This window comes from Streptomyces sp. NBC_00310 (genome assembly GCF_036208085.1).
Classification (GTDB): Bacteria; Actinomycetota; Actinomycetes; order Streptomycetales; family Streptomycetaceae; genus Streptomyces.
Map to the genome: position 1 here is coordinate 995,528 of NZ_CP130714.1, position 18,749 is coordinate 1,014,276.

Genomic DNA, 18,749 nt, shown 5'->3' on the forward strand with positions numbered 1-18,749 from the left:
AGAGGGCCGACAGTGCCTGGCGGCCCGACCCTCGGGGCCACGCCCGTCAGCTAAGGGCCGCACCTGGCTGTTTACGCACAGCCGGCCGCTGCGTCCTTAGTACTGCAACGGTGTCTACCGTGACTGCTGACCAGCTCGGTCGTTGGTGTGGTTATGGGTGGGGACCTTGCTGATGTGCGTGTGTGGGCGAGTGAGTTGGATGCGGTGCACGGGCGGTTTGTGCACCGGTTCAGCCGGTCGGAGCCGCGGGAGTCGGTGCTGGCCTATATGCGGGGCCTGATCGCTCCGTTGCAGCGGAAGAACGGCTGGACGCTGGCGGAGGAGGCCGGCCATGCCGGCCCGGACCGTATCCAGAGGATGTTGAACCGGATCGAGTGGGACGCCGACGAGGTCCTCGACGATGTGCGCCGCTACGTGGTCGACAACCTCGGTGACCGGGAGGCGGTGCTCATCGTTGACGACACGGGCTTCCTGAAGAAGGGCACCCGCTCGGCAGGAGTGCAGCGGCAGTATTCCGGCACCGCGGGGGCCCGTATCTCAATAAGTGCTCGGCAGAGGGGTGTTGGTGGGAGTCTGAGATATGACTTCGTGTCTGTCGGGCCGCGTTGCCGCTCGTGCTCTGCGGGCCAAGTTCGATCAGATCCTGCCGCACTTCGATGAGCGCCGCCGTCGGTTGTACCTGGCCAGTGAGGCGACGGCCCTCGGCCGCGGCGGGATCGTCCGGGTCGCCGCCGCCTCCGGCACCAGCACTGCAACCATCGCGCGAGGTATGGCCGAGTTGGCCGGTTGCTCCTCACCGACCCTGCGGGTCCGGGCTCCAGGTGCGGGCCGCAAGCGGCTGACAGACACCGATCCTGGTCTGCTGCCCGCGCTGGAGTCGCTGATCGAGCCGCACACCAGGGGCGACCCCGTTTCCCCGTTGCGGTGGACCACGCTGTCGTTACGGGCCCTGGCCTCGACCCTCACCGCACAGGGCCACCCGGTCAGCGCTTCAACCGTCGGACACCTGCTGCACACCCTGGGCTACAGCCTGCAGGGAACCGCGAAGACAACAGAGGGCATCAGCCATCCGGACCGCGATGCCCAGTTCACCCACCTCAGTGCCACCGCCGCCGCGTTCCTCAACGATGCCCAGCCGGTGATCAGCGTCGACACCAAGGCCAAGGAATGGCTCGGCAACCGGGACCGGCCCGGTCGCACCTGGCGCCCGGGCAAGAACGCGATCAAGGTGGACTGCCACACGTTCACCACCAAAGACCAGCCCATGGCGATCCCCTACGGGATCTACGACATTGCCAACAACAGCGGATGGGTCAACGTCGGCACCGACCACGACACCGCCCAGTTCGCGGTGGAGTCCATCCGACGCTGGTGGCAGCACCGCGGACGGGCGGACCACCCGAATGCCACCCGGCTCCTGATCACCGCCGACTCCGGCGGCTCCAACGACCCCCGCCGCTGGACCTGGAAAAGCAACCTTGCCACCTTCGCACGAGAGAGCGGCCTGGAGATCACGGTCTGTCACCTACCGCCGGGGACTTCGAAGTGGAACAAGATAGAGCACCGGATGTTCTGTCACATCACCGCGAACTGGCGGGGGCGGCCGCTGACCAGCTACCAGGTCGTCCTCGAGACCATCGCCGCCACAACCACCAGGACCGGCCTGACCATCGGGGCCGAACTGGACACAGGCAGCTACGACCTCGGCATCAGCGTCACACCCGCCGAGTTCCACGCCCTTGCGATCACACCCAACACCTTCCACGGTGACTGGAACTACACACTGTCTCCCGTTCCACCGCGAGCGCCAGACGCGCCGGCAACGACACACCAGGCCGACCCGGCCCTGACCGCGATGCTCACCGACCCGGCCCTGACCGGCATGTCACGAACCGACTTCGAGCATCTGGTGGCGGTCTCGGAGCCTTTCTGGGACGCCTTGGCCGAGGCAGCATTCCAGCGACGCTTCCACCGCCCGCGCAGCTACCGCCACCCACAGACCAGCAGCGTGGACCACACCCACCGGCTCCTGGCAGCCATCCTCCGCCGCCGCAGAGCGATGACTATGACGTTCCTGGCACAACTGCTGGGCGTCAACCGCACCAACCTGTCCATCCAGTACCAGGACGCGAAACGGCTCCTGGACCTGCACAGGATCCTCGTCACGCCGATACCCGGATCGCCCGCCCGCACATGGGAACAGCTACACGCCCGAACAACCCCCTCGGAAACCCGTCGCTGACAGTTATTGAAATACGGGCCCCCGGCCGCACGGAGAACTGCCAGATCGGCGTGTTCCTCGCCTACGCCACCGGCCGCGGACGCACCCTGATCGACCGCCGTCTGTATCTGCCCACGTCCTGGACGGACGACCGGGAACGCTGCCGCCGGGCCGGCATCTGTCGGCGTACTCGCGAAAGTGGCCCTGGCAAGATTTCCGTGAAGCTGGGATGTGCCACCGTGCGCCGGTGACGCTCCGTCATAGGTAGCGGCACTGTCGGCGAGTGTGATGACCTCGTACGGATCATGTCTCCGCACCTTGATGCGGTGCGGGTGGAACGAGTGTGGGTCGCGGGTGGCGTGGTCCGCATCGCGGCCTGCACCCGCGAGTTGGCAGTGGAGTGTCCAGACTGTGGTCGCGGTTCTGGGCGGGTGCACAGTCGCTACGACCGCACGCTGGCCGACGTGGCGGTGGGTGGCCGTCCGGTGCTGATCGGGCTGTCGGTGCGGCGGTTGTTCTGTGACAGCCCGGACTGCGGGCGGCGGACGTTCGCCGAGCAGGTCGAGGGGCTGACGGCGCGCTACCAGCGTCGCAGCCCGCTGCTGCAGCACCTGGTGGAGATGGCCGGGGTGCTACTGGCCGGCCGGGGCGGCGCCCGGTTGCTGCAGATCCTGAATGTGCCACTGTCGCGGACCAGCGTGCTGTTCCACCTGATGCGCTTGCCGCTCCCGCCGGCAGCGGCCCCGCGGGTGCTGGGCGTGGACGACTTCGCGCTGTATGCGGACGTCTATGGAACCCTGCTGGTGGATGCCGAGACCCGGTTGCCGATCGAGCTATGGGCCGGGCGCGACGCCGGGCAGCTGGCTGCCTGGCTGCGGACGCATCCCGGCGTTGAGGTGGTCTGCCGGGACGGCTCGCTCATCTACCGTCAGGGCATCTCCGACGGTGCCCCCGACGCGGTGCAGGTCAGCGACCGCTTCCATCTGTGGCAGGGGCTGTCGAAGAGGGTCGGGGACATCGCTGCCGCACACCGCGACTGCCTGTCCGCCGCAGTTCCCGAGCCCGAACCGGTATCGCCACCAGCGGGGCTGTCCGACCAGGCCGACACTCCCGCCCGCCGCCATGCGAAGCGGCTGTTCGAGGCGGTGCACGCGGTGACCGACACCGGTCTCTCGCTCAACGCCATAGCCCGTGAGCTGGGCTTGAACAGGCGCACGGTGCGCAAATACGCCCGAGCAGCCACCTGGCAGGAATGTCTACGACGCACCCCACCCCGCCGTCCCACCAGCCTCGACCCCTACCTGGACTACCTGCGGCAACGCTGGGAGGAAGGTGAGCACACCGCGACAGTGCTGCACCAGGAGATCGTCGCCAAGGGTTACCGCGGTCACTATCAGCGGGTCAAGATGGCCCTCGCGCCGCTGCGTCGCGGCCTACCGGTCAACACCCCACACGAACGGCCTCCTTCGCCCCGCGAAGTCGCCCGTTGGATCACCACCACGCCATCCCGCCGCAGCTTGCACGTCGCTGAGGGACTCAGGCGGCTGCTCGACCACTGCCCGGAACTGCACCGCACCCACGATCTGGTGCGTCAGTTCGCCACCATGCTCGACATCCGCAACGCCGCCCCGCTGCCAGCCTGGCTTGAGCAGCTCACTACCGCTCGCCTCCCGGCCCTCGCCAGCCTGGCCAACGCCATCCGGGAAGACCAAGCCGCAGTCGTGCAGGGCATCACCACCCCGTTCAATTCCGGCGTCAACGAGGGCCGCATCACCGATTTGAAACTCCAGAAGCGGATCATGGCCGGCCGCGCGGGAGTTCCTTTGCTCCGCCACCGCGTCATCCTCATAGCCTGTCTCCGACGCCGCTACCTATGACGGAGCGTCACCGGCGCACGGTGACACATCCCAGCTTCACGGAAATCTTGCCAGGGCCGCGTTCACGTGTACGCCGACAGCCCGGACCCGCAGGGTCGGTGAGGAGCAACCGGCCAACTCGGCCATGCCTCGCGCGATGGTTGCAGTGCTGGTGCCGGAGGCGGCGGCGACCCGGACGATCCCGCCGCGGCCGAGGGCCGTCGCCTCACTGGCCAGGTACAACCGACGGCGGCGCTCATCGAAGTGCGGCAGGATCTGATCGAACTTGGCCCGCAGAGCACGAGCGGCAACGCGGCCTGACAGACACGAAGTCATATCTCAGACTCCCACCAACGCCCCTCTGCCGAGCACTTATTGAGATACGGGCCCCGGGCCGCACGGAGAACTGCCAGATCGGCGTGTTCGCCGCCTATGCCACCGTTCGCGGCCGGGCGTTGGTCGACCGGGAGCTTTATCTGCCCAAGTCCTGGACGGACGACCGTGATCGCTGCCGCGGGGCGAAGGTTCCCGACGAACGGGTCTTCGCCACCAAGGGTGAGCTGGCCAAACGCCTGGTCCTGCGGGCGTTGGCCTCCGATCTCCCCTTAGCCTGGGTGACCGCGGACGCCGCCTATGGGCAGGAGGGGCGCTTCCGCCGCATGCTGGAGCAGTCGGGCCTGGGCTACGTCCTGTCGGTGCCCAAGTCCCAGCAGGTCTTTGGCCCTCGCATCGACCACCTGTTCGCGCAGGCCCCTGGCCAGGCGTGGGAGGCCATCTCGTGCGGCGAGGGCGCCAAGGGCCCACGGATGTACCACTGGGCAGCACTGGAACTGCCCATGGTCGCCGAGTTCGACTACCAGGGTCCCGCCCCTGTCCGTCGCCGGTGGGCGTTGGCCCGCCGCAGTCTGCGCAAGCCTGATGAGATCGCCTACTTCCTTGCCTACGCTCCCTTGGAGACCACGGTGGCCGAGCTGGTGCGGGTCGCCGGGATGCGCTGGCAGATTGAGGAGTGCTTCCAGGCTGCGAAGAACGAGTGCGGTCTCGACGAGTACGAAGTCCGCCGTTACCCGGGCTGGTATCGGCACATCACCCTGGCCATGCTGGCCCACGCCTACCTCGCGGTCATGGCCGCCGATGCTGCGGCAAAGGGGGCTGCAGAAACGCTTCCGCCACCCTGGTCCCCCTCACCCTGGCAGAAGTCCGCAGGCTCCTGGCGCTTCACCTCGCTCCGAACGGCCGAGCCGGCCGGACGGTTCGCGCACACGTATTGACCTGGTCACGTTGGCGCCGCAGGCGCCAGGCAGTCGCCCGCCACTGCCATTACCAGCGGCGGCTCCACTCGTTGGAGGGAAGCTCGGCGAAGACTCCACCGAGCACCACTCCACCCAACTACACTCCCGACAGCCCTTCTGACCAGCCCAGATAGCGAAACGCTGCTGGAGTACTAAGGGGTGGCTGCCTGGTTCGCTGTCCACCAGGACGCGATCTGGGCGCGACACGCGAAGTCCAGCTTGGCCAGGATGTTCTCGATGTGGCCGTGGACCGTGCGCGGGGAGCGTCCGAGCACAGAGGCGATCTGCCCGTTGCTCATGCCCTTGGCCACAAGCGCGGCCACCTCCTGCTCCCGGGGGGTCAGCGGGCTCGGGACGGGAGTGGCGGGGGCCGTGGCGACGGGCTCGGGCCGGGGGCGCAGGGCGTAGGCGATGGCCTCGTCGGGGCCGCGGTGGCGGCCGCCATCCGCGAGGGCCTTCTCATAAGCCGCCGGGCCCAGAGCCCGTACGATTTCCTCCTCGCACCGGTCGTGCTGCTCGGCCGTGTGCGGTCCGAACGCCGAGATGGGCGCGTCGAGGTCCCGCCACAGAGCACGCGTGGCACCCAGCAACCGCCCCGCCTGCTTGTGGTCACCGCCCGCGGCGGTGACCCAGGCGAGCTGCTCCAGCATCACGCCGACCCTGATGTAGTGGTTGAACCCCTGCTCGTTCTCCAGCGCGACCCGGAGCCTTGCCGCAGCATCCGCCAGGTCGCCGCGCCTGCACGCGTCGTAGCTGAGCGCCCACTGCACATGCGCGCGGACCAACCGCTCGTCATGCTCCGCGGCGAGGGCGAGTGCCTGCCTGCTGGTCTCCGTGATGCGTGGATCCCCGAGGTGGTATTGGGCGATAGCCATCAGGGTCAGCGCGTGGGCCATCCCGATCTCCTCGCCTGTCCCCCTGTGAGCGGCTGCTGCTTCCTCCAACAAGGACACGGCCTCCTCCAGCCGGCCGCCGAACAACGCCAACGCGCCACGCAGGCCCTGGACGTGGGCGCACACCACAGGGTCGTCCAGCTGTTCGCCCAGCTCTGCGGCCTCGTCCAGCCACCGGTACGCCAAAGCGTGATCGCGCTGCAGCACCGCCACCCAGGCGGCGACCCACAGCGCCCTGGCCCGGGCCGGGGTGGGTTCGGGTGCGGCGGCGAGCATGTGGTCGAGCCAGCGGCGTCCCTCACCTGCGAATCCGCCCTCGCACCACTGGAAACGCAGCGCGGTGGCCAACGCCAGGGTGGCCTGAGGGTCGCCGCCCTGGACCAGCGCCGCGCGCAGGTTGGCATGCTCGGCACGCAGCCGGGTCAGGCTCTCCTGCTGGCCGGGGCCGTACCAGCCGTCGGCATCGCGCTCGGCGAGGGCCAGGTAGAAGTCGTGGTGCCGTTGTAGTGTGTGCTGCTCTTGGCCGGATTCGGCGAGCTGGTCCCGCCCGTACTGGCGGATGGTCTCCAGCAGCCAGTAGCGCGGCAGGCTCTCGCGCTCGGTGGGCACCACGATCGACTGGACGACCAGTCGATCGAGGAGATCGAGTACCTCGTCCCGGCCGATGCCGTCGCCCGCACAGACGGCCTCGGCCGCGTCCAGGCCGAAGTCGCCGGCGAAGACCGACAGTCGGTGCCACAGCAGCCGTTCGTCGGGGGTGCACAGCTCGTGGCTCCAGTCGATCAACGCGCGTAGCGTCCGGTGGTGCGGCCGGGCGACCCGGCTGCCGCTCGTGAGCAGTCCGAAGCGGTTCTCCATCCGGTTCACGGCCTCGTCGACGGTGAGGGTCCGCAGCCGGGACGCGGCCAGCTCGATGGCCAGCGGCAGCCCGTCCAGGACCTCGCACAGTCGGCGGACCTGGGCGCGGTTGCCGTCGGTGACCTGGAACTCCGGGCGGACGGCGTTGGCCCGGTCCCGCAGCAGCTCCACCGCGTCGTGCGGCGCCAGCGGAGGAACGGCGAAGACGCGCTCGCCGTAGATTCCCAGCGCCCGACGGCTCGTCGCCAGTATGCGCAGCGCCGGGCAGGCCGACAGCAGCGCATGGGCCAGATCGGCGCAGGCGTCGACGAGGTGCTCGCAGTTGTCCAGCACGATCAGCGCCCGGCGGTGGGTCAGAAAGGCGGCGAGCTGGTCGATGACCGGCCCGGTGCCCAGGTCCGGCATCCCCAGCGCGGTCGCCGTGACGCTCGCCACCAGAGACGGGTCCCGTACCGTCGCCAAATCCACCAGCCACACGCCGTCCGCGAATTCCGCCGCCGACGCGGCCACTTCCACCGCCAGGCGAGTCTTGCCCACCCCGCCCGCACCGGTAAGCGTCAGCAGCCGTGTCGTCCCCAGCTGGTCGCGCACCTCGGCGAGGGTGTGACACCTGCCCACGAACGTGGTCAAGGTCGCGGGCAGTTTCCCCACGCCTGATGTCTGGATGGTCACGGCCTTCTCGCCTTCCAACGGCTCGCAATTGTCCTGGAACACCAAGGACGCCTGTCTGGTGGCAGCACGCTTCATTGCGGGCGGTTGGGGCGCAGGCCAGCGCCGTACGTATCCCAGCGACCGTGCCCATCCGCGGCGAATCGGACACAGTCGTGTTTATGCCACTGAACAGTATGCAGTGGTCCTAGGCCCCAGACTCCGGCTGTGACTGAGTTCTCACCAGTCACAGGACTGGTGAGGGGTTGCCTCGGTGCTGTCGGCTGAACCGCGGGTCGACCTCGATGGACACCCAGCCGTCGCGCCCTCCGGTGCGGGCGTGGACCGGGCGCAGGATGTCGGCGGCATCGCGGACGCCGGCGGTGGTCGCGGCGGCCCCGCCGGCCGAGGGTCCGGACCATCCCCACCCGGTCGGCCAGGTCCGCGCCCACCTCTCCGATCCGGCGTGTCCGGCTCCCACCGCGACCGTGTTCCCAGTGGAACCGGCTCCCGGCGCAGGCAAGGGCCAGCACGGGTTCGCCGACATGGGGCGGATCGTCACGATCGACCTGGACGCACCTCCAGGTGCGCGCGTCGACCTGTGGTACCGGGAGTCGCCACCCAGACCGGGTGCGTCGGAGCCGATGTCGTCCCCGAACACCGGTGCCCGATACACCGCCCGTGGCCACGCGGACCGTTTCGAGGCCCTGGAGGACTGTTCGCCACCGGGGTGCTCGATCCCCAGGTCTTCATCAGCCACCGAATGCCGCTGACGGAGTACCCGCAGGCACTGGACCAGTTCGCCGCCGGTCAGGGCGGCACGATCGTCGTGCTGCCCTGACCGCTCGCCGGCACGGCCGGCCTCCCCGTCGACTTCGCTCTCCGGAACCGGGCCGCCTGCGCCACGTCCCACACCACCGTCCACGCCGTCACTGACCAGGGGATCCGGGGCGCCACCGCCCAGACATATCGGGCAGACGGAGCAGGACGTGAACCCGACCCCGAACAGTGGTAGGGGCCCCAGCTCGCTGGGGCCCCCTGATCCCTGATCAAGGGCGTGGCGAGTGGCAGGTGGTTCTCGGGACGTTCGAGTGCCGGGCCAGGTTCAAGACCGCGACCCCGTACACCGGCACGTAGGCCTGCATCCGACGCCGCGGCTCGATGCGGGCGACCCGCTGGCCCACCCGCCGCAGCAAGGACTCCAACTCGGTGGCCCACAGCCCTGCTTCGGTATCCGGCTCCATGGCAGGCTCAGCGCGCCCCAATCGGGTGGGTCACGAGCCATCACCGTCCTGATGCAGCGTCAGCTCACTGGACTCGAAGCAGGCGCGCTGACCAGGGCATATGGACAAGCACAACTGGAGTACTGGGCCGATGGCGGTGAGCGTGACGACCGGCTGACCACCGATGAGCGAGTGGAACCCGCGTCTCTTCGCAAGGGAAATGCCCAGCCCAAGCGGGCGAACGAGGCCCTGCGGACGGCCTCGGCTTTTTTCGCGGCCCAAGTCGACCCGGCCCAGGTGACCGCACTCCTCGACGAGCACCCGCACCTGGAGGCCGAGCCAGTACTGCGGGATGTGTCCATCGCCTCCTCCGCCTGCTGCCGTTGCCGCCGCGCCGAGCGCGAACCGCGCGAACACCGGTGCCGCGATGTGGACCTCACCGAGCACGCGTATCCGTGCCGAGGGCGGTAGCCGAGGGGTCGTCACTCATGCGAGCCAGGTCGGTGCTGCCCGGCTGAGAGGGTCCGCAAGTCCGGGCTGGACGGAGCTGTATCGGCGGCACTGGCACTGCGGCGCAAACGCGAGCCGTGCATGATTCAGGGAAGATCCTGCTGGATGTCGCGCTCGGAGTCACTCTCGGCGGAAGTTCCCTTCTCGGGCATGGTTCAGACTTGTGTGACCCGCATGGTGATCTCGGCGATGCGCTCCGCGGTGAGATCGGGTGGCAGAACCGGCTGGACGAGATGGCTGACCGTCAGGCGCACCACCGCTTCGACGGCCAGCCCCCGCGAGTGGGTGTCGATCTCGGGCCAGACCTCCGCCGCGTAGGCGGTGAGCATGCTGATGGCGGTGTCCAGGAGGGGCTCGGAGCGCGTCGTCAAGTGGGTGAGCAGATCCTCGTCACCGCCCCGGCTGCTGGTCAGGATGGCCTTGAGCAGCGGATTGTCGGCTGCCGTGCGCAGGGTGTACCCGATGGCAGCTGTGATGGCGGCCCTCATGTCGCCTGGGTACGCGAGGAGCTGGTCTTGTATGCCGGTGAGAAAGCGTTCCACCTCGCGCATCACCAGTGCGTGGCCGATGGCCGCCCTGGAGCCGTACTCGGTGTAGACGGTCTGCCGGCTCACTCCGGCGGTGGTGGCGATATGGGTCATCTTCAGCCGGTCCCAGCCCTCGGCCGCGACCCGCTCGTAGGCGGCGTCCAGGATCCGTTCCTTGAGCAGGGAGCGGACCGACTCTCGATAGCGCGTCATCTCGGCCCCATCCTAACGAGAAACGTCCGACACCTTGACGACTTAGTGCAGTACTGTCTAGTTTCTGGACAGTTCACGGTCAAAGTGTCCAATGGAGGTAGGTCATGGCGGGAACCTCGTATCCGCTCGGAGCGTCGGCGTCGCACGTGACGTGGCGAGACGGCAAGCGCTACCTGTGGTTACTCGGACTGGTGCTGCCCGTCTTCCCGTTCGCGGAGTGGGGGCTGGCGGCGGCCACCGGGCACGGCTTCTTCTGGTGGCTTCTGCCGCCGGTCGTCTTCGGCGTGATCCCGCTGGTGGACCTGCTGGTCGGCAAGGACTCCGACAATCCTCCCGACAGTGTCCTCGCCTGGCTGGAGTCGGACCGGTACTACCGCTGGTGCACCTACCTGTTCCTGCCCCTCCAGTACGCCGGGCTGGTGCTGGCCTGCTGGCTGTGGACCAGCGGCGGGCTGTCGGCCACGGACAAGGCGGGGCTGACAGTCACCGTCGGTGTCGTCGCCGGGTTCGGCATCAACACCGCGCACGAACTGGGCCACAAGAAAGACGCGTTGGAACGCCTGCTGGCACGGATCGCCCTCGCCCAGACCTGCTACGGGCACTTCTACATCGAGCACAACCGCGGCCACCATGTGCGGGTCGCCACCCCCGAGGACCCCGCGAGTTCCCGCCTGGGCCAGTCCTTCTGGCAGTTCCTGCCCCGCTCGGTCTACGGCAGCGCCCGCTCGGGCTGGCATCTGGAGACGCAGCGGCTCGGCCGGCTGGGCAAGGGCCCGTGGAACCCGCACAACGACGTGCTCAGCGCGTGGGCGATGTCAGCGGTCCTCTTCGCCGCGCTCACCGTCGTGTTCGGGCCGGACGTGCTGCCGTACCTGGCGGTCCAGGCGGTCATCGGCTTCTGCCTGCTGGAGGTTGTCAACTACCTCGAGCACTACGGGCTGCTGCGGCAGAAGACGTCCTCGGGCCGCTACGAGCGCTGCAGTCCGCAGCACAGCTGGAACAGCGACGACGTCGCCTCCAACATCTTCCTCTACCACCTGCAGCGGCACAGCGACCACCACGCCAACCCCACCCGCCGCTACCAGGCCCTGCGCCATTTCGAGGAGTCCCCCCAACTGCCCACCGGTTACGCGGGGATGATCGTGCTCGCCGTCGTGCCCCCGCTGTGGCGGCGTGTGATGGACCCCCGGCTCCTCGCCCACTACGACGGCGACGTCACCCGGGCCAACATCCACCCCCGCACCAGGGGCAAGGTCCTCGACCATTACGAGAGCCGCCGATGAAGCGCTATCTGTGCCCTGTCTGCGGCTACGTATACGACGAGCGTGCCGGTGCGCCGCGCGAGGGGTTCCCCGCCGGGACGGGCTGGGTGGACATACCTGACGACTGGCCCTGTCCCGACTGCGGGGTCCGCGAGAAGATCGACTTCGAGGAGTTGGCGTGAAGATCTGGGAATGTCTGGTGTGCGGTTTCGTCTACGACGAGGCTCAGGGCTGGCCCGAGGAAGGCATCGCCCCCGGCACCCGCTGGGAGGACATCCCGGACGACTGGTCCTGCCCCGACTGCGGTGCCGCCAAGGCCGACTTCCAGATGGTTGAGACGTCCCGTGCCTGAGACCGCGCCCCGCACCATCGCCGTGGTCGGCACCGGAGTCGCCGGCGCGACCGCCGCGCTCACCCTGCGCCAGGAGGGCTTCGACGGCCGTATCCTCCTGGTCGGTGAGGAGCTCCACCCCCCGTACCGGCGTCCGCCTCTGTCCAAGGACTTCCTCAAGCCGGTGTTGACGCCCGAGCGGCTCAGCCTGAAGCCGCCGACGGTCTGGCAGGAACTGGGCATCGAACTGCGCACGGGCACGCAGGTCACAGGCATCACCGACGGCGCCCTCGAATGCGCCGACGGAAACCGAGTGCCGTACGACAGGCTGCTGCTGGCGACCGGAGGGCGCGCCCGCACCCTGCCGTACACCTCAGGGCACGACCATGTGCACACCCTGCGCGGCCTCAGCGACGTGCCCGCTCTCCGCGCCGACCTGGACTCCGGCGGCCCGCTGCTGGTCATCGGCGCGGGACTGGTCGGCCTGGAAGTCGCCGCGAGAGCGCGGTCGGCGGGACTCGACGTCACCGTCCTGGAAGCCGAGGCGGAGCCCTTGCGCCGGGTGCTGCCCGCTCCCGTGCGCCGCGCCGTCCTGGACCTTCACCGGGCCCACGGGACTCAGGTGCACACCGGGGTCGCGCTCACCGGACTCGCCCGGCGGGACGGCATGCTCGTGGCAACAGCCCGGGACGGAAGGAGCTGGCACGCGCACACGGTGCTGGTCGCCGCCGGCATGCGGCCCGACATCGAACTGGCCGCCCGTGCGGGCCTGGACGTGGGTGACGGCATACTCGTCGACGCCCTGGGCACGACCAGTGATCCGCGCATCTTCGCGGCAGGGGACGTGGCTCTGTATCCCGACCCGGTCCTTGGACGACGGGTGCGCGTGGAGCAGTGGAATCACGCCCAGCAGCAGGGCGCCGCAGTCGCGAGGAACATGCTCGGCGCCGGGACGCCCTTCACCGCGGTGCCCTGGTCGTGGACCGACCAGTACGGTGTCATGCTGCAGATCGCCGGTCATTGCGCCGACGCCGACTCCCTGACGGTGCAGGGCGACATCGCCGATTTCGACTTCGCCGCCCTGGCGACCGCGAACGGACGCCCCGTGGGAGCCGTCGCGGCCGGCAGACCCCACGACTTCCGTGCCCTGCGGACGGTCCTCGACCACGTGGACGACAGCCCGTCCCCAGCCGCCGTGCGGACACCGGCGGTCACGCACGCACTTCTCGCGGGCGGACAACCGCAGTGCCATGTACTCCGGCTGGTGCAAAGGGAGCCGGACGTCCCGGGAACACGGATACCAACGCCTCCTCACGACTCTACGTCACCATCAAATGCGAGACAGGGCCGTTAAGTTGACCCACCCCACCACTCGAATGTCGCAACATCCGGGGCGATCTCGCGTACCTTCTCCCGCCCTTTCAGGGCGTTCCTGGGTACGGTCACGGCCACCTCCGGATCCCATGCACCGGCTGCTGGTTCCTCACGCTAACCGCAGCCACCAGCAACGACGCGTAGACGAATTCTGAGGGGTTTCATGAGCAAGGGGCAGGGAAAAGCGGAGCGGGCGTACGACATCGTGCTCTACGGGGCCACGGGGTTCGTCGGGAAGCTCACTGCGGAGTATCTCGCCAAGTACGCGCCCGAGGGACTGCGCTGGGCGATCGCCGGGCGGAACGCGGAGAAGCTCGCGTCGTTGCGCGAGCAGCTGCCCGGCGGTGCGGAGGTCGGTGTGCTCCAGGCGGACGGGTCCGATGCGCGGGCCGTGCGCGAACTCGCCCGGCAGGCACGGGTCGTGGCCACGACCGTCGGCCCATACGTCATCCATGGCGAGGAGCTGGTGGCCGCCTGCGCCGACGAGGGCACCGACTATCTGGACCTCACCGGTGAATCCGAGTTCGTGGACCAGACGTTTGTCAGACACGACGCACGCGCCCGCGAGACCGGCGCCCGCATCGTGCACGCCGCCGGCTTCGACTCGATACCGCACGACCTGGGCGCGTACTTCACCGTGCAGCAGCTCCCGAAGGACGTGCCGATCACCGTGGACGGCTTCGTGCGCGCCGAGGGCATGTTCTCGGGCGGTACGTTCAACTCCACGCTCATCGGGCTCTCGCGCACCCGGCAGGCGACGGCCGCCGCGCAGGTCCGCAAGCTGCACGAGCCGCACGTGGAGGGGCGACGGGTGTACGCGCCGGTGAGCGCACCTCGCTTCGCCGGGGAGGTCGGGGCGTGGGCGCTTCCGCTGCCGACCCTTGACGCGCAGGTGGTGCAGCGCTCGGCTGCCGCCCTGCTGAGTTACGGTCCGGACTTCCGCTACCGCCACTACGCCGCCGTGAAGACCCTGCCTTTCGTGGTGGGCGGCGTCGCGCTTGTCGCCGCGCTCGTCGCTGCGGCCCAAGTACCGGCATTGCGAAGCTGGTTGGGCGACCGGCTCAAGCCGGGTGAGGGGCCGAGCGCAGAGAAGCGGGCGAAGAGCTGGTTCTCGGTGCGGTTCGTGGGCGAGGGTGGCGGCCGCCGGGTCTTCACGGAGGTCGCGGGCGGCGACCCTGGCTATGGCGAGACGGCGAAGATGCTCGCCGAGTCTGCGCTGTGTCTGGCCTTCGACGACCTCCCCGTCACGGCGGGGCAGGTCACGACGGCGGTCGCGATGGGCGACGCGTTGATCGAGCGGCTGCGCGCGGCGGGGATCACGTTCCGGGTGGCGGCGTCCCGGTAATGGGAACAGGCCAGCCCTGCGTGTCCTGACGAGCCCCAGTCGGCCCACCCCGTCAGTGCGCGGACCATGCCTGTGAAGCCTGTCGGCCTCGCCGTTTCGGTTGGGGTGATTCGGGTGGCCGAGGTGATTTCGGCGCTCGGGGGTGCCGTGCCGGTGGGCGTCGAGGATCTACGTGAGCGCCCGGTCGAGCAGCGTGATGTGATCGGCGGCTGCGTTGGCACCGGCGTTCCAGGGCCGCAGGTGGCCGGTCAGTCCCTTGCCGGTGTCGGCCAGGAAGCACACGCCCTGTCCGTGGTCCGGCACATCGGCCACCGGGTAGCAGCGGTCATGCACCACGGCGAGATCGTCGAGAAGTGGTGACACGTTCACTGTCACCGCCTACCCCGCCCACCCCTACACACAACACCTCTTCCCCGCAGCCCCGGTACCCGACCCCGTGCGCCAGGCGGTACGGCGCGCCGCCCGACTCGACTTCGCCGCCCATGCAGGAGCCACCTCGCATGAACCACGTCCCCACGCTGGCCAACCTGCTGATCCCCGGCTTCCGTCCGGCCTCAGCGTCTGCCGGGTCGGCGACGACCACAACCTCACCTGCGCCTCGTTTGATCGAAGGCGCCACGTCGGCAACACGCCACCGACGAAGCCGCCCGTCACGTGAACACGTCGAACAGGACGCCCCCGCGCGCGACTCGTCGTCAGTTCGCCGGGCCCGGGGCGGCCGGGTGCCCGTCAGCCACCCAGGCCGCAAGGCGGCGCAGCCTGTCATGCGTGGCCGTGCCGGGCTGAGGGGTCCAGATGGTCAGGTGCTGATCGGGATCGGTGCTGCAGGCGAGGGTGTCCCATTCGAGGGTGAGTTCGCCGACGACCGGATGGTTCAGCGTCTTCGCGCCGACTCGTCGAGCTGCCACGTGGTGCTCGGCCCACCACCGCCGGAAGTCCGCGTCTCGCTCCGACAACTCGCCGACCAGCGCGAGGAGCCTTGGGGAGTCAGGATTGCGGGCCATTTCCATACGCAGTTGTGCCACAGCGAGGCGAGCTGCGGCCTCCCAGTCGGCGTAGAGGTCTCTCATTCGGTCGGAAAAGATCATCTTCGCGTAATTGCGGTCCTTCTTCGGGATCTGCCCGAAGTCGCCCACCAGGGCAGCACCCATCTCGTTCCAGGCCAGGACGTCCATCCGGCGCCCGAGGACCATGGCCGGGATGGACATGAGGTCGTCGAGCAGCAGTTGCAGTTGGGGGTTGACGACCTGCGCATCGAGCGGGTACGGGCGGCCGGTTTCCTTGCCCGCCAGCTCGAAAACGTACTCCCGCTGGTCGTCGCTGAGCTTCAGCACCCGAGCGATGGCGTCCAGCACAGGCTCGGAGACATCGATGCGTCCCTGTTCCAGCCGTGTGTAGTAGTCGGTACTGATCGCAGCCAGCAGAGCCACTTCCTCCCGGCGCAGGCCGGGGACCCGACGCGGGGCTCCCGAGTCGGGCAGCCCCACTGACCGGGGAGTCAACTCCGCACGCCGGATTTTCAGGAATTCACCCAACTCATGGGGGGCGCTGCCAGTCATGTCAGCCATTCTCAGAGGGATGGGGCCCCTGGCCGGGGCGGAGTGTTGGCACCACAGAGCTGCTTGTGGTGCACCTACCGGAAGGGAACGCCCGGTAGATCGAGCGCGTACATCGGTCGCGATTGCGTCAGGGCGGCTGGTTCGGCTTCGGGAACGCCACCTGCGCCTCGCCTCCGGGGCACAGCAGGCCTCCTTTCAGCCGTGCCACGCCGCTTACACAGCGCCGCGTGTGGCTGTCTCTTCCAGCGTCATGGGCCGGGTGTGGACTGCGCTGGGCGACTGCGGCACCGCACGGTGGATCGGTCCCGTCGCCCGGGAGAGGAGCTCCGCGGGCAGGTCGAACACCGCGGCGAGCTCATCGTGCGTGCCCATGATCCACTGAGTCTTGTCCCACACTGTGAGCCGGTTGCCGTCCCAGCGTGCGATGGTGGCGTGCGGCTCCATCGGGTTGTGGTGGTTGCGGGCCAGCTCGTAGGTCACATCCAGCCGCACGGGTGCGGAGCGCAAGCCGGCTTCCGCGTCACCGCGCGCGTAGTTCGTCGGCTCGTCCGGCTCGGCCTCAGCCAGGTCGGTCGAGGGCTGCTCGGCGTCGTAGTGGACCTTGACCAGGCTCGCGCCGTGCTGCGCGGCCTCCAGAGTGGTTGCCATCACCACAGCGACCGGCTGACCGTGGAAGAGCACCCGGTCGTCCTGGAAGACCCGCAGTCTGCGCCCGGCCGGGTTGTTGGACCCCGAGTTGTCGCGGTACGGCAGCTTCGGCGCGTTGCGGTGACTGATCACCCGCAGCACACCCGGATGCTTCTCGGCGGCGCCGGTGTCGACGGAGGTGATACGGCCGCGGCCGACGCTCGCGTCGACGATCACGGCGTGCACCGCCCCGTCCACGTCGAACTCGGCGGCGTTCCGGGCCTGGCCGGTGACCTTCAGCCGACCGTCCACCCGGGACAGCGGCGCACCCACGGCTGCCTGCGGCTGGGGGCTCACTTGGTACCTCCGACGACGCGCAGCTGACGCTCGACAGTCCGCTTCAGCAACTCGACCTTGAAACGGTTGTGCTGCAGCGGGAGGGCTCCTTCGGCAGCTCGCTCAGCGGCTGCCGCCCACAACGACTCCGAGGGCCGTTCGCCGACGAGGTGCTGCTCGACGGCGGGCAGCTTCCAGGGCACCGTGCCCACTCCCCCGGCGGCCACCTTCGCCTCCCGGATCACACCGCCACGCACGTGCAGTGCGACAGCTGCCGACGTCAGGGCGAACTCGTAGGACTGCCGGTCCCGCACCTTCAGATAGCCGGACCTGAGCGGGCGCGGAAGAGCGGAGATCTCCACTGCGGTAATCAACTCACCCTGGCGCAGGGCCTGTTCGCGCTGTGGGGTGCTGCCGGGCCGCAACAGGAAGTCGGCGAAGGGGACTTGGCGTGTCCCGTCCGGGCCCAGCAGGTGCACCCGTGCCTCCAGGGCGGCGAAGGCGACGGCGACATCGGACGGGTGCGCGGCCACGCAGGCGTCAGAGGTCCCGAGGATGGCGTGCGTACGGTTGACGCCGTGCAGCGCGGCACAACCCGAGCCGGGCTCACGCTTGTTGCAAGCGGCCGTCACATCCCGGAAGTACGTGCAGCGGGTGCGCTGCATGATGTTGCCGCCGATGGTGGCCATGTTCCGCAGCTGCGCCGACGCGCTCAGCTCCAGCGCCTCGGAGATGACCGGGTACGTGGTGCGCACCTTCCGGTTCGCGGCCGCCTCGGACATGGTCACCAGGGCACCGATGCGCAAGCCCTCACGCTCGGTGACGGTGATCTCGCTCAGCGGCAGGCCGGTGATGTCGACCAGGGTCTCGGGGCGTTCGACGGTCTCACGCATCAGGTCGACCAGGGTGGTGCCCCCGGCGATGTAACGCCCGCCGCGACGACCGGCGTTGAGGGCCTCACGGGTGTCGGAGGCCTTGGTGAAGGAGAAAGGATGCATTGCCCCTACCTCCCGGCGGTCTGCTCGACCGCGCGCACGATCTTGACGTAGCAGCCGCAGCGGCAGATGTTGCCGCTCATCCACTCCCGGATCTCCTCCGGCGAGCCGGTGTGGCCCTCCTGGATGCAGCCGACACCGGAGACGCTCTGTCCGGGGGTGCAGTAGCCGCACTGGAAGGCGTCCTGCTCGATGAACGCCTGCTGCAGCGGGTGCAGTTCGTCGCCGTTCGTCAGGCCCTCGATCGTGGTGACCTCGGCACCTTCCAGACGTGCCGCCAGGGTCAGGCAGGAGTTGACGCGCCGGCCGTCGACCAGGACCGTGCACGCACCGCAGGCGCCGGCGTTGCAGCCCTTCTTCGAGCCGGTCAGACCGAAGTGCTCCCGCAGCAGGTCGAGCAGCGAGGTGCGGTTGTCGACCGTGACCGTTCGACGAGAGCCGTTCACGGTCAAAGAGACACGGTCGTGGGTGCGGCCTCGTCGGCTGCCGCTTCCTCCGCATCGACAAAAGTCGATCCGGCGATGAGGCCGCCGGTGACGACGACACCACCAACAGCAGTGGTCGTAGCGATGAAGGTGCGCCGGGTCGGCGCTGCCGGGGACTCGGTGGAGTCGGTGGGGAGCGGAGCGTCTGGATCGGTGAACTCAGTGGGGGACATACATACGCTTTCGGACTCGGC

13 protein-coding genes and 6 pseudogenes are annotated in these 18,749 nt (G+C 68.9%); 10 read left to right on the top strand and 9 right to left on the bottom strand.

Going from position 1 to position 18,749, the window contains the following annotated elements:
* Nucleotides 1-153: 153 nt before the first annotated feature.
* The 4 genes and pseudogenes from OG202_RS04380 to OG202_RS04395 all read left to right on the top strand — a co-directional run bounded on the left by OG202_RS04380 (nucleotide 154) and on the right by OG202_RS04395 (nucleotide 4,098).
* Nucleotides 154-660, top strand: coding sequence for a transposase (locus OG202_RS04380; protein ID WP_327731264.1), 507 nt, complete (start codon nucleotides 154-156; stop codon nucleotides 658-660).
* A pseudogene (locus OG202_RS04385) lies at nucleotides 581-2,262 on the top strand (ISAzo13 family transposase); the annotation flags it as partial. The gene OG202_RS04380 and the pseudogene OG202_RS04385, both read left to right, overlap by 80 nt.
* A 3-nt stretch (nucleotides 2,263-2,265) precedes the next feature.
* Nucleotides 2,266-2,400 (top strand): annotated as a pseudogene (locus OG202_RS04390) (transposase); the annotation flags it as partial.
* Nucleotides 2,401-2,526: 126 nt separating this feature from the next.
* Nucleotides 2,527-4,098 (top strand): ISL3 family transposase, encoded by a 1,572-nt coding sequence (locus OG202_RS04395; protein ID WP_327731265.1) that lies wholly within the window; start codon nucleotides 2,527-2,529, stop codon nucleotides 4,096-4,098.
* A 72-nt stretch (nucleotides 4,099-4,170) separates the two neighbouring features.
* Here the strand turns inward: OG202_RS04395 and OG202_RS04400 are convergent.
* Nucleotides 4,171-4,413 (bottom strand): annotated as a pseudogene (locus OG202_RS04400) (ISAzo13 family transposase); the annotation flags it as partial.
* Between the two features lie 56 nt (nucleotides 4,414-4,469).
* Here OG202_RS04400 and OG202_RS04405 point away from each other — a divergent pair.
* Nucleotides 4,470-5,348 (top strand): annotated as a pseudogene (locus tag OG202_RS04405) (IS701 family transposase); the annotation flags it as partial.
* A gap of 173 nt (nucleotides 5,349-5,521) precedes the next feature.
* On the opposite strand, the gene OG202_RS04410 reads toward OG202_RS04405, so the two are convergent.
* The 3 genes from OG202_RS04410 to OG202_RS04425 form a co-directional block, all read right to left on the bottom strand.
* Nucleotides 5,522-7,792: a LuxR C-terminal-related transcriptional regulator gene (locus OG202_RS04410; RefSeq protein ID WP_328222297.1), complete on the bottom strand. Its 2,271-nt coding sequence runs from the start codon at nucleotides 7,790-7,792 to the stop codon at nucleotides 5,522-5,524.
* Between the two features lie 1,250 nt (nucleotides 7,793-9,042).
* Nucleotides 9,043-9,438 (bottom strand): hypothetical protein, encoded by a 396-nt coding sequence (locus OG202_RS04420; protein ID WP_328222298.1) that lies wholly within the window; start codon nucleotides 9,436-9,438, stop codon nucleotides 9,043-9,045.
* 218 nt (nucleotides 9,439-9,656) lie between these two features.
* Nucleotides 9,657-10,241 (bottom strand): TetR/AcrR family transcriptional regulator, encoded by a 585-nt coding sequence (locus OG202_RS04425; protein WP_327731268.1) that lies wholly within the window; start codon nucleotides 10,239-10,241, stop codon nucleotides 9,657-9,659.
* 104 nt (nucleotides 10,242-10,345) lie between these two features.
* Here OG202_RS04425 and OG202_RS04430 point away from each other — a divergent pair, with 104 nt between their 5' ends.
* From OG202_RS04430 to OG202_RS04450, 5 genes are all read left to right on the top strand, one after another.
* Nucleotides 10,346-11,524 carry an alkane 1-monooxygenase gene (locus tag OG202_RS04430; RefSeq protein WP_327731269.1) on the top strand — a complete coding sequence of 393 codons (1,179 nt, stop codon included), beginning with the start codon at nucleotides 10,346-10,348 and terminating at the stop codon, nucleotides 11,522-11,524.
* Nucleotides 11,521-11,685 (top strand): rubredoxin, encoded by a 165-nt coding sequence (locus OG202_RS04435; RefSeq protein WP_327731270.1) that lies wholly within the window; start codon nucleotides 11,521-11,523, stop codon nucleotides 11,683-11,685. The genes OG202_RS04430 and OG202_RS04435 overlap by 4 nt, the downstream gene beginning before the upstream one ends.
* Complete coding sequence (locus OG202_RS04440; protein WP_327731271.1) at nucleotides 11,682-11,855, top strand: rubredoxin; 174 nt, start codon at nucleotides 11,682-11,684, stop codon at nucleotides 11,853-11,855. The genes OG202_RS04435 and OG202_RS04440 overlap by 4 nt, the downstream gene beginning before the upstream one ends.
* Nucleotides 11,848-13,188: an NAD(P)/FAD-dependent oxidoreductase gene (locus tag OG202_RS04445; RefSeq protein WP_327731272.1), complete on the top strand. Its 1,341-nt coding sequence runs from the start codon at nucleotides 11,848-11,850 to the stop codon at nucleotides 13,186-13,188. Before OG202_RS04440 ends, OG202_RS04445 begins: the two co-directional genes overlap by 8 nt.
* A gap of 183 nt (nucleotides 13,189-13,371) precedes the next feature.
* A complete protein-coding gene (locus OG202_RS04450) occupies nucleotides 13,372-14,553 on the top strand; it encodes a saccharopine dehydrogenase family protein (RefSeq protein WP_327731273.1) in 1,182 nt (393 codons plus the stop codon).
* 168 nt (nucleotides 14,554-14,721) lie between these two features.
* On the opposite strand, the gene OG202_RS46380 is transcribed toward OG202_RS04450, so the two are convergent.
* The 5 genes and pseudogenes from OG202_RS46380 to OG202_RS04475 all read right to left on the bottom strand — a co-directional run bounded on the left by OG202_RS46380 (nucleotide 14,722) and on the right by OG202_RS04475 (nucleotide 18,728).
* Complete coding sequence (locus OG202_RS46380; protein ID WP_443052209.1) at nucleotides 14,722-14,916, bottom strand: hypothetical protein; 195 nt, start codon at nucleotides 14,914-14,916, stop codon at nucleotides 14,722-14,724.
* 332 nt (nucleotides 14,917-15,248) lie between these two features.
* Nucleotides 15,249-16,112: a helix-turn-helix domain-containing protein gene (locus OG202_RS04460; protein ID WP_327731274.1), complete on the bottom strand. Its 864-nt coding sequence runs from the start codon at nucleotides 16,110-16,112 to the stop codon at nucleotides 15,249-15,251.
* 324 nt (nucleotides 16,113-16,436) lie between these two features.
* Nucleotides 16,437-17,096, bottom strand: a pseudogene (locus tag OG202_RS04465) (xanthine dehydrogenase family protein molybdopterin-binding subunit); the annotation flags it as partial.
* Nucleotides 17,093-18,073 carry an FAD binding domain-containing protein gene (locus OG202_RS04470; protein ID WP_327731275.1) on the bottom strand — a complete coding sequence of 327 codons (981 nt, stop codon included), beginning with the start codon at nucleotides 18,071-18,073 and terminating at the stop codon, nucleotides 17,093-17,095. The pseudogene OG202_RS04465 and the gene OG202_RS04470, both read right to left, overlap by 4 nt.
* A 5-nt stretch (nucleotides 18,074-18,078) precedes the next feature.
* Nucleotides 18,079-18,728, bottom strand: a pseudogene (locus OG202_RS04475) ((2Fe-2S)-binding protein).
* Nucleotides 18,729-18,749: the final 21 nt, after the last annotated feature.

Bases quoted from the DNA above. Each gene is read 5' to 3' on its own strand.
- OG202_RS04380 (WP_327731264.1), top strand. From the start codon at position 154: ATGGGTGGGGACCTTGCTGATGTGCGTGTGTGGGCGAGTGAGTTGGAT.
- OG202_RS04395 (WP_327731265.1), top strand. From the start codon at position 2,527: ATGTCTCCGCACCTTGATGCGGTGCGGGTGGAACGAGTGTGGGTCGCG.
- OG202_RS04425 (WP_327731268.1), bottom strand. From the start codon at position 10,241: ATGACGCGCTATCGAGAGTCGGTCCGCTCCCTGCTCAAGGAACGGATC.
- OG202_RS04430 (WP_327731269.1), top strand. From the start codon at position 10,346: ATGGCGGGAACCTCGTATCCGCTCGGAGCGTCGGCGTCGCACGTGACG.
- OG202_RS04435 (WP_327731270.1), top strand. From the start codon at position 11,521: ATGAAGCGCTATCTGTGCCCTGTCTGCGGCTACGTATACGACGAGCGT.
- OG202_RS04450 (WP_327731273.1), top strand. From the start codon at position 13,372: ATGAGCAAGGGGCAGGGAAAAGCGGAGCGGGCGTACGACATCGTGCTC.
- OG202_RS04460 (WP_327731274.1), bottom strand. From the start codon at position 16,112: ATGACTGGCAGCGCCCCCCATGAGTTGGGTGAATTCCTGAAAATCCGG.
- OG202_RS04470 (WP_327731275.1), bottom strand. From the start codon at position 18,073: ATGCATCCTTTCTCCTTCACCAAGGCCTCCGACACCCGTGAGGCCCTC.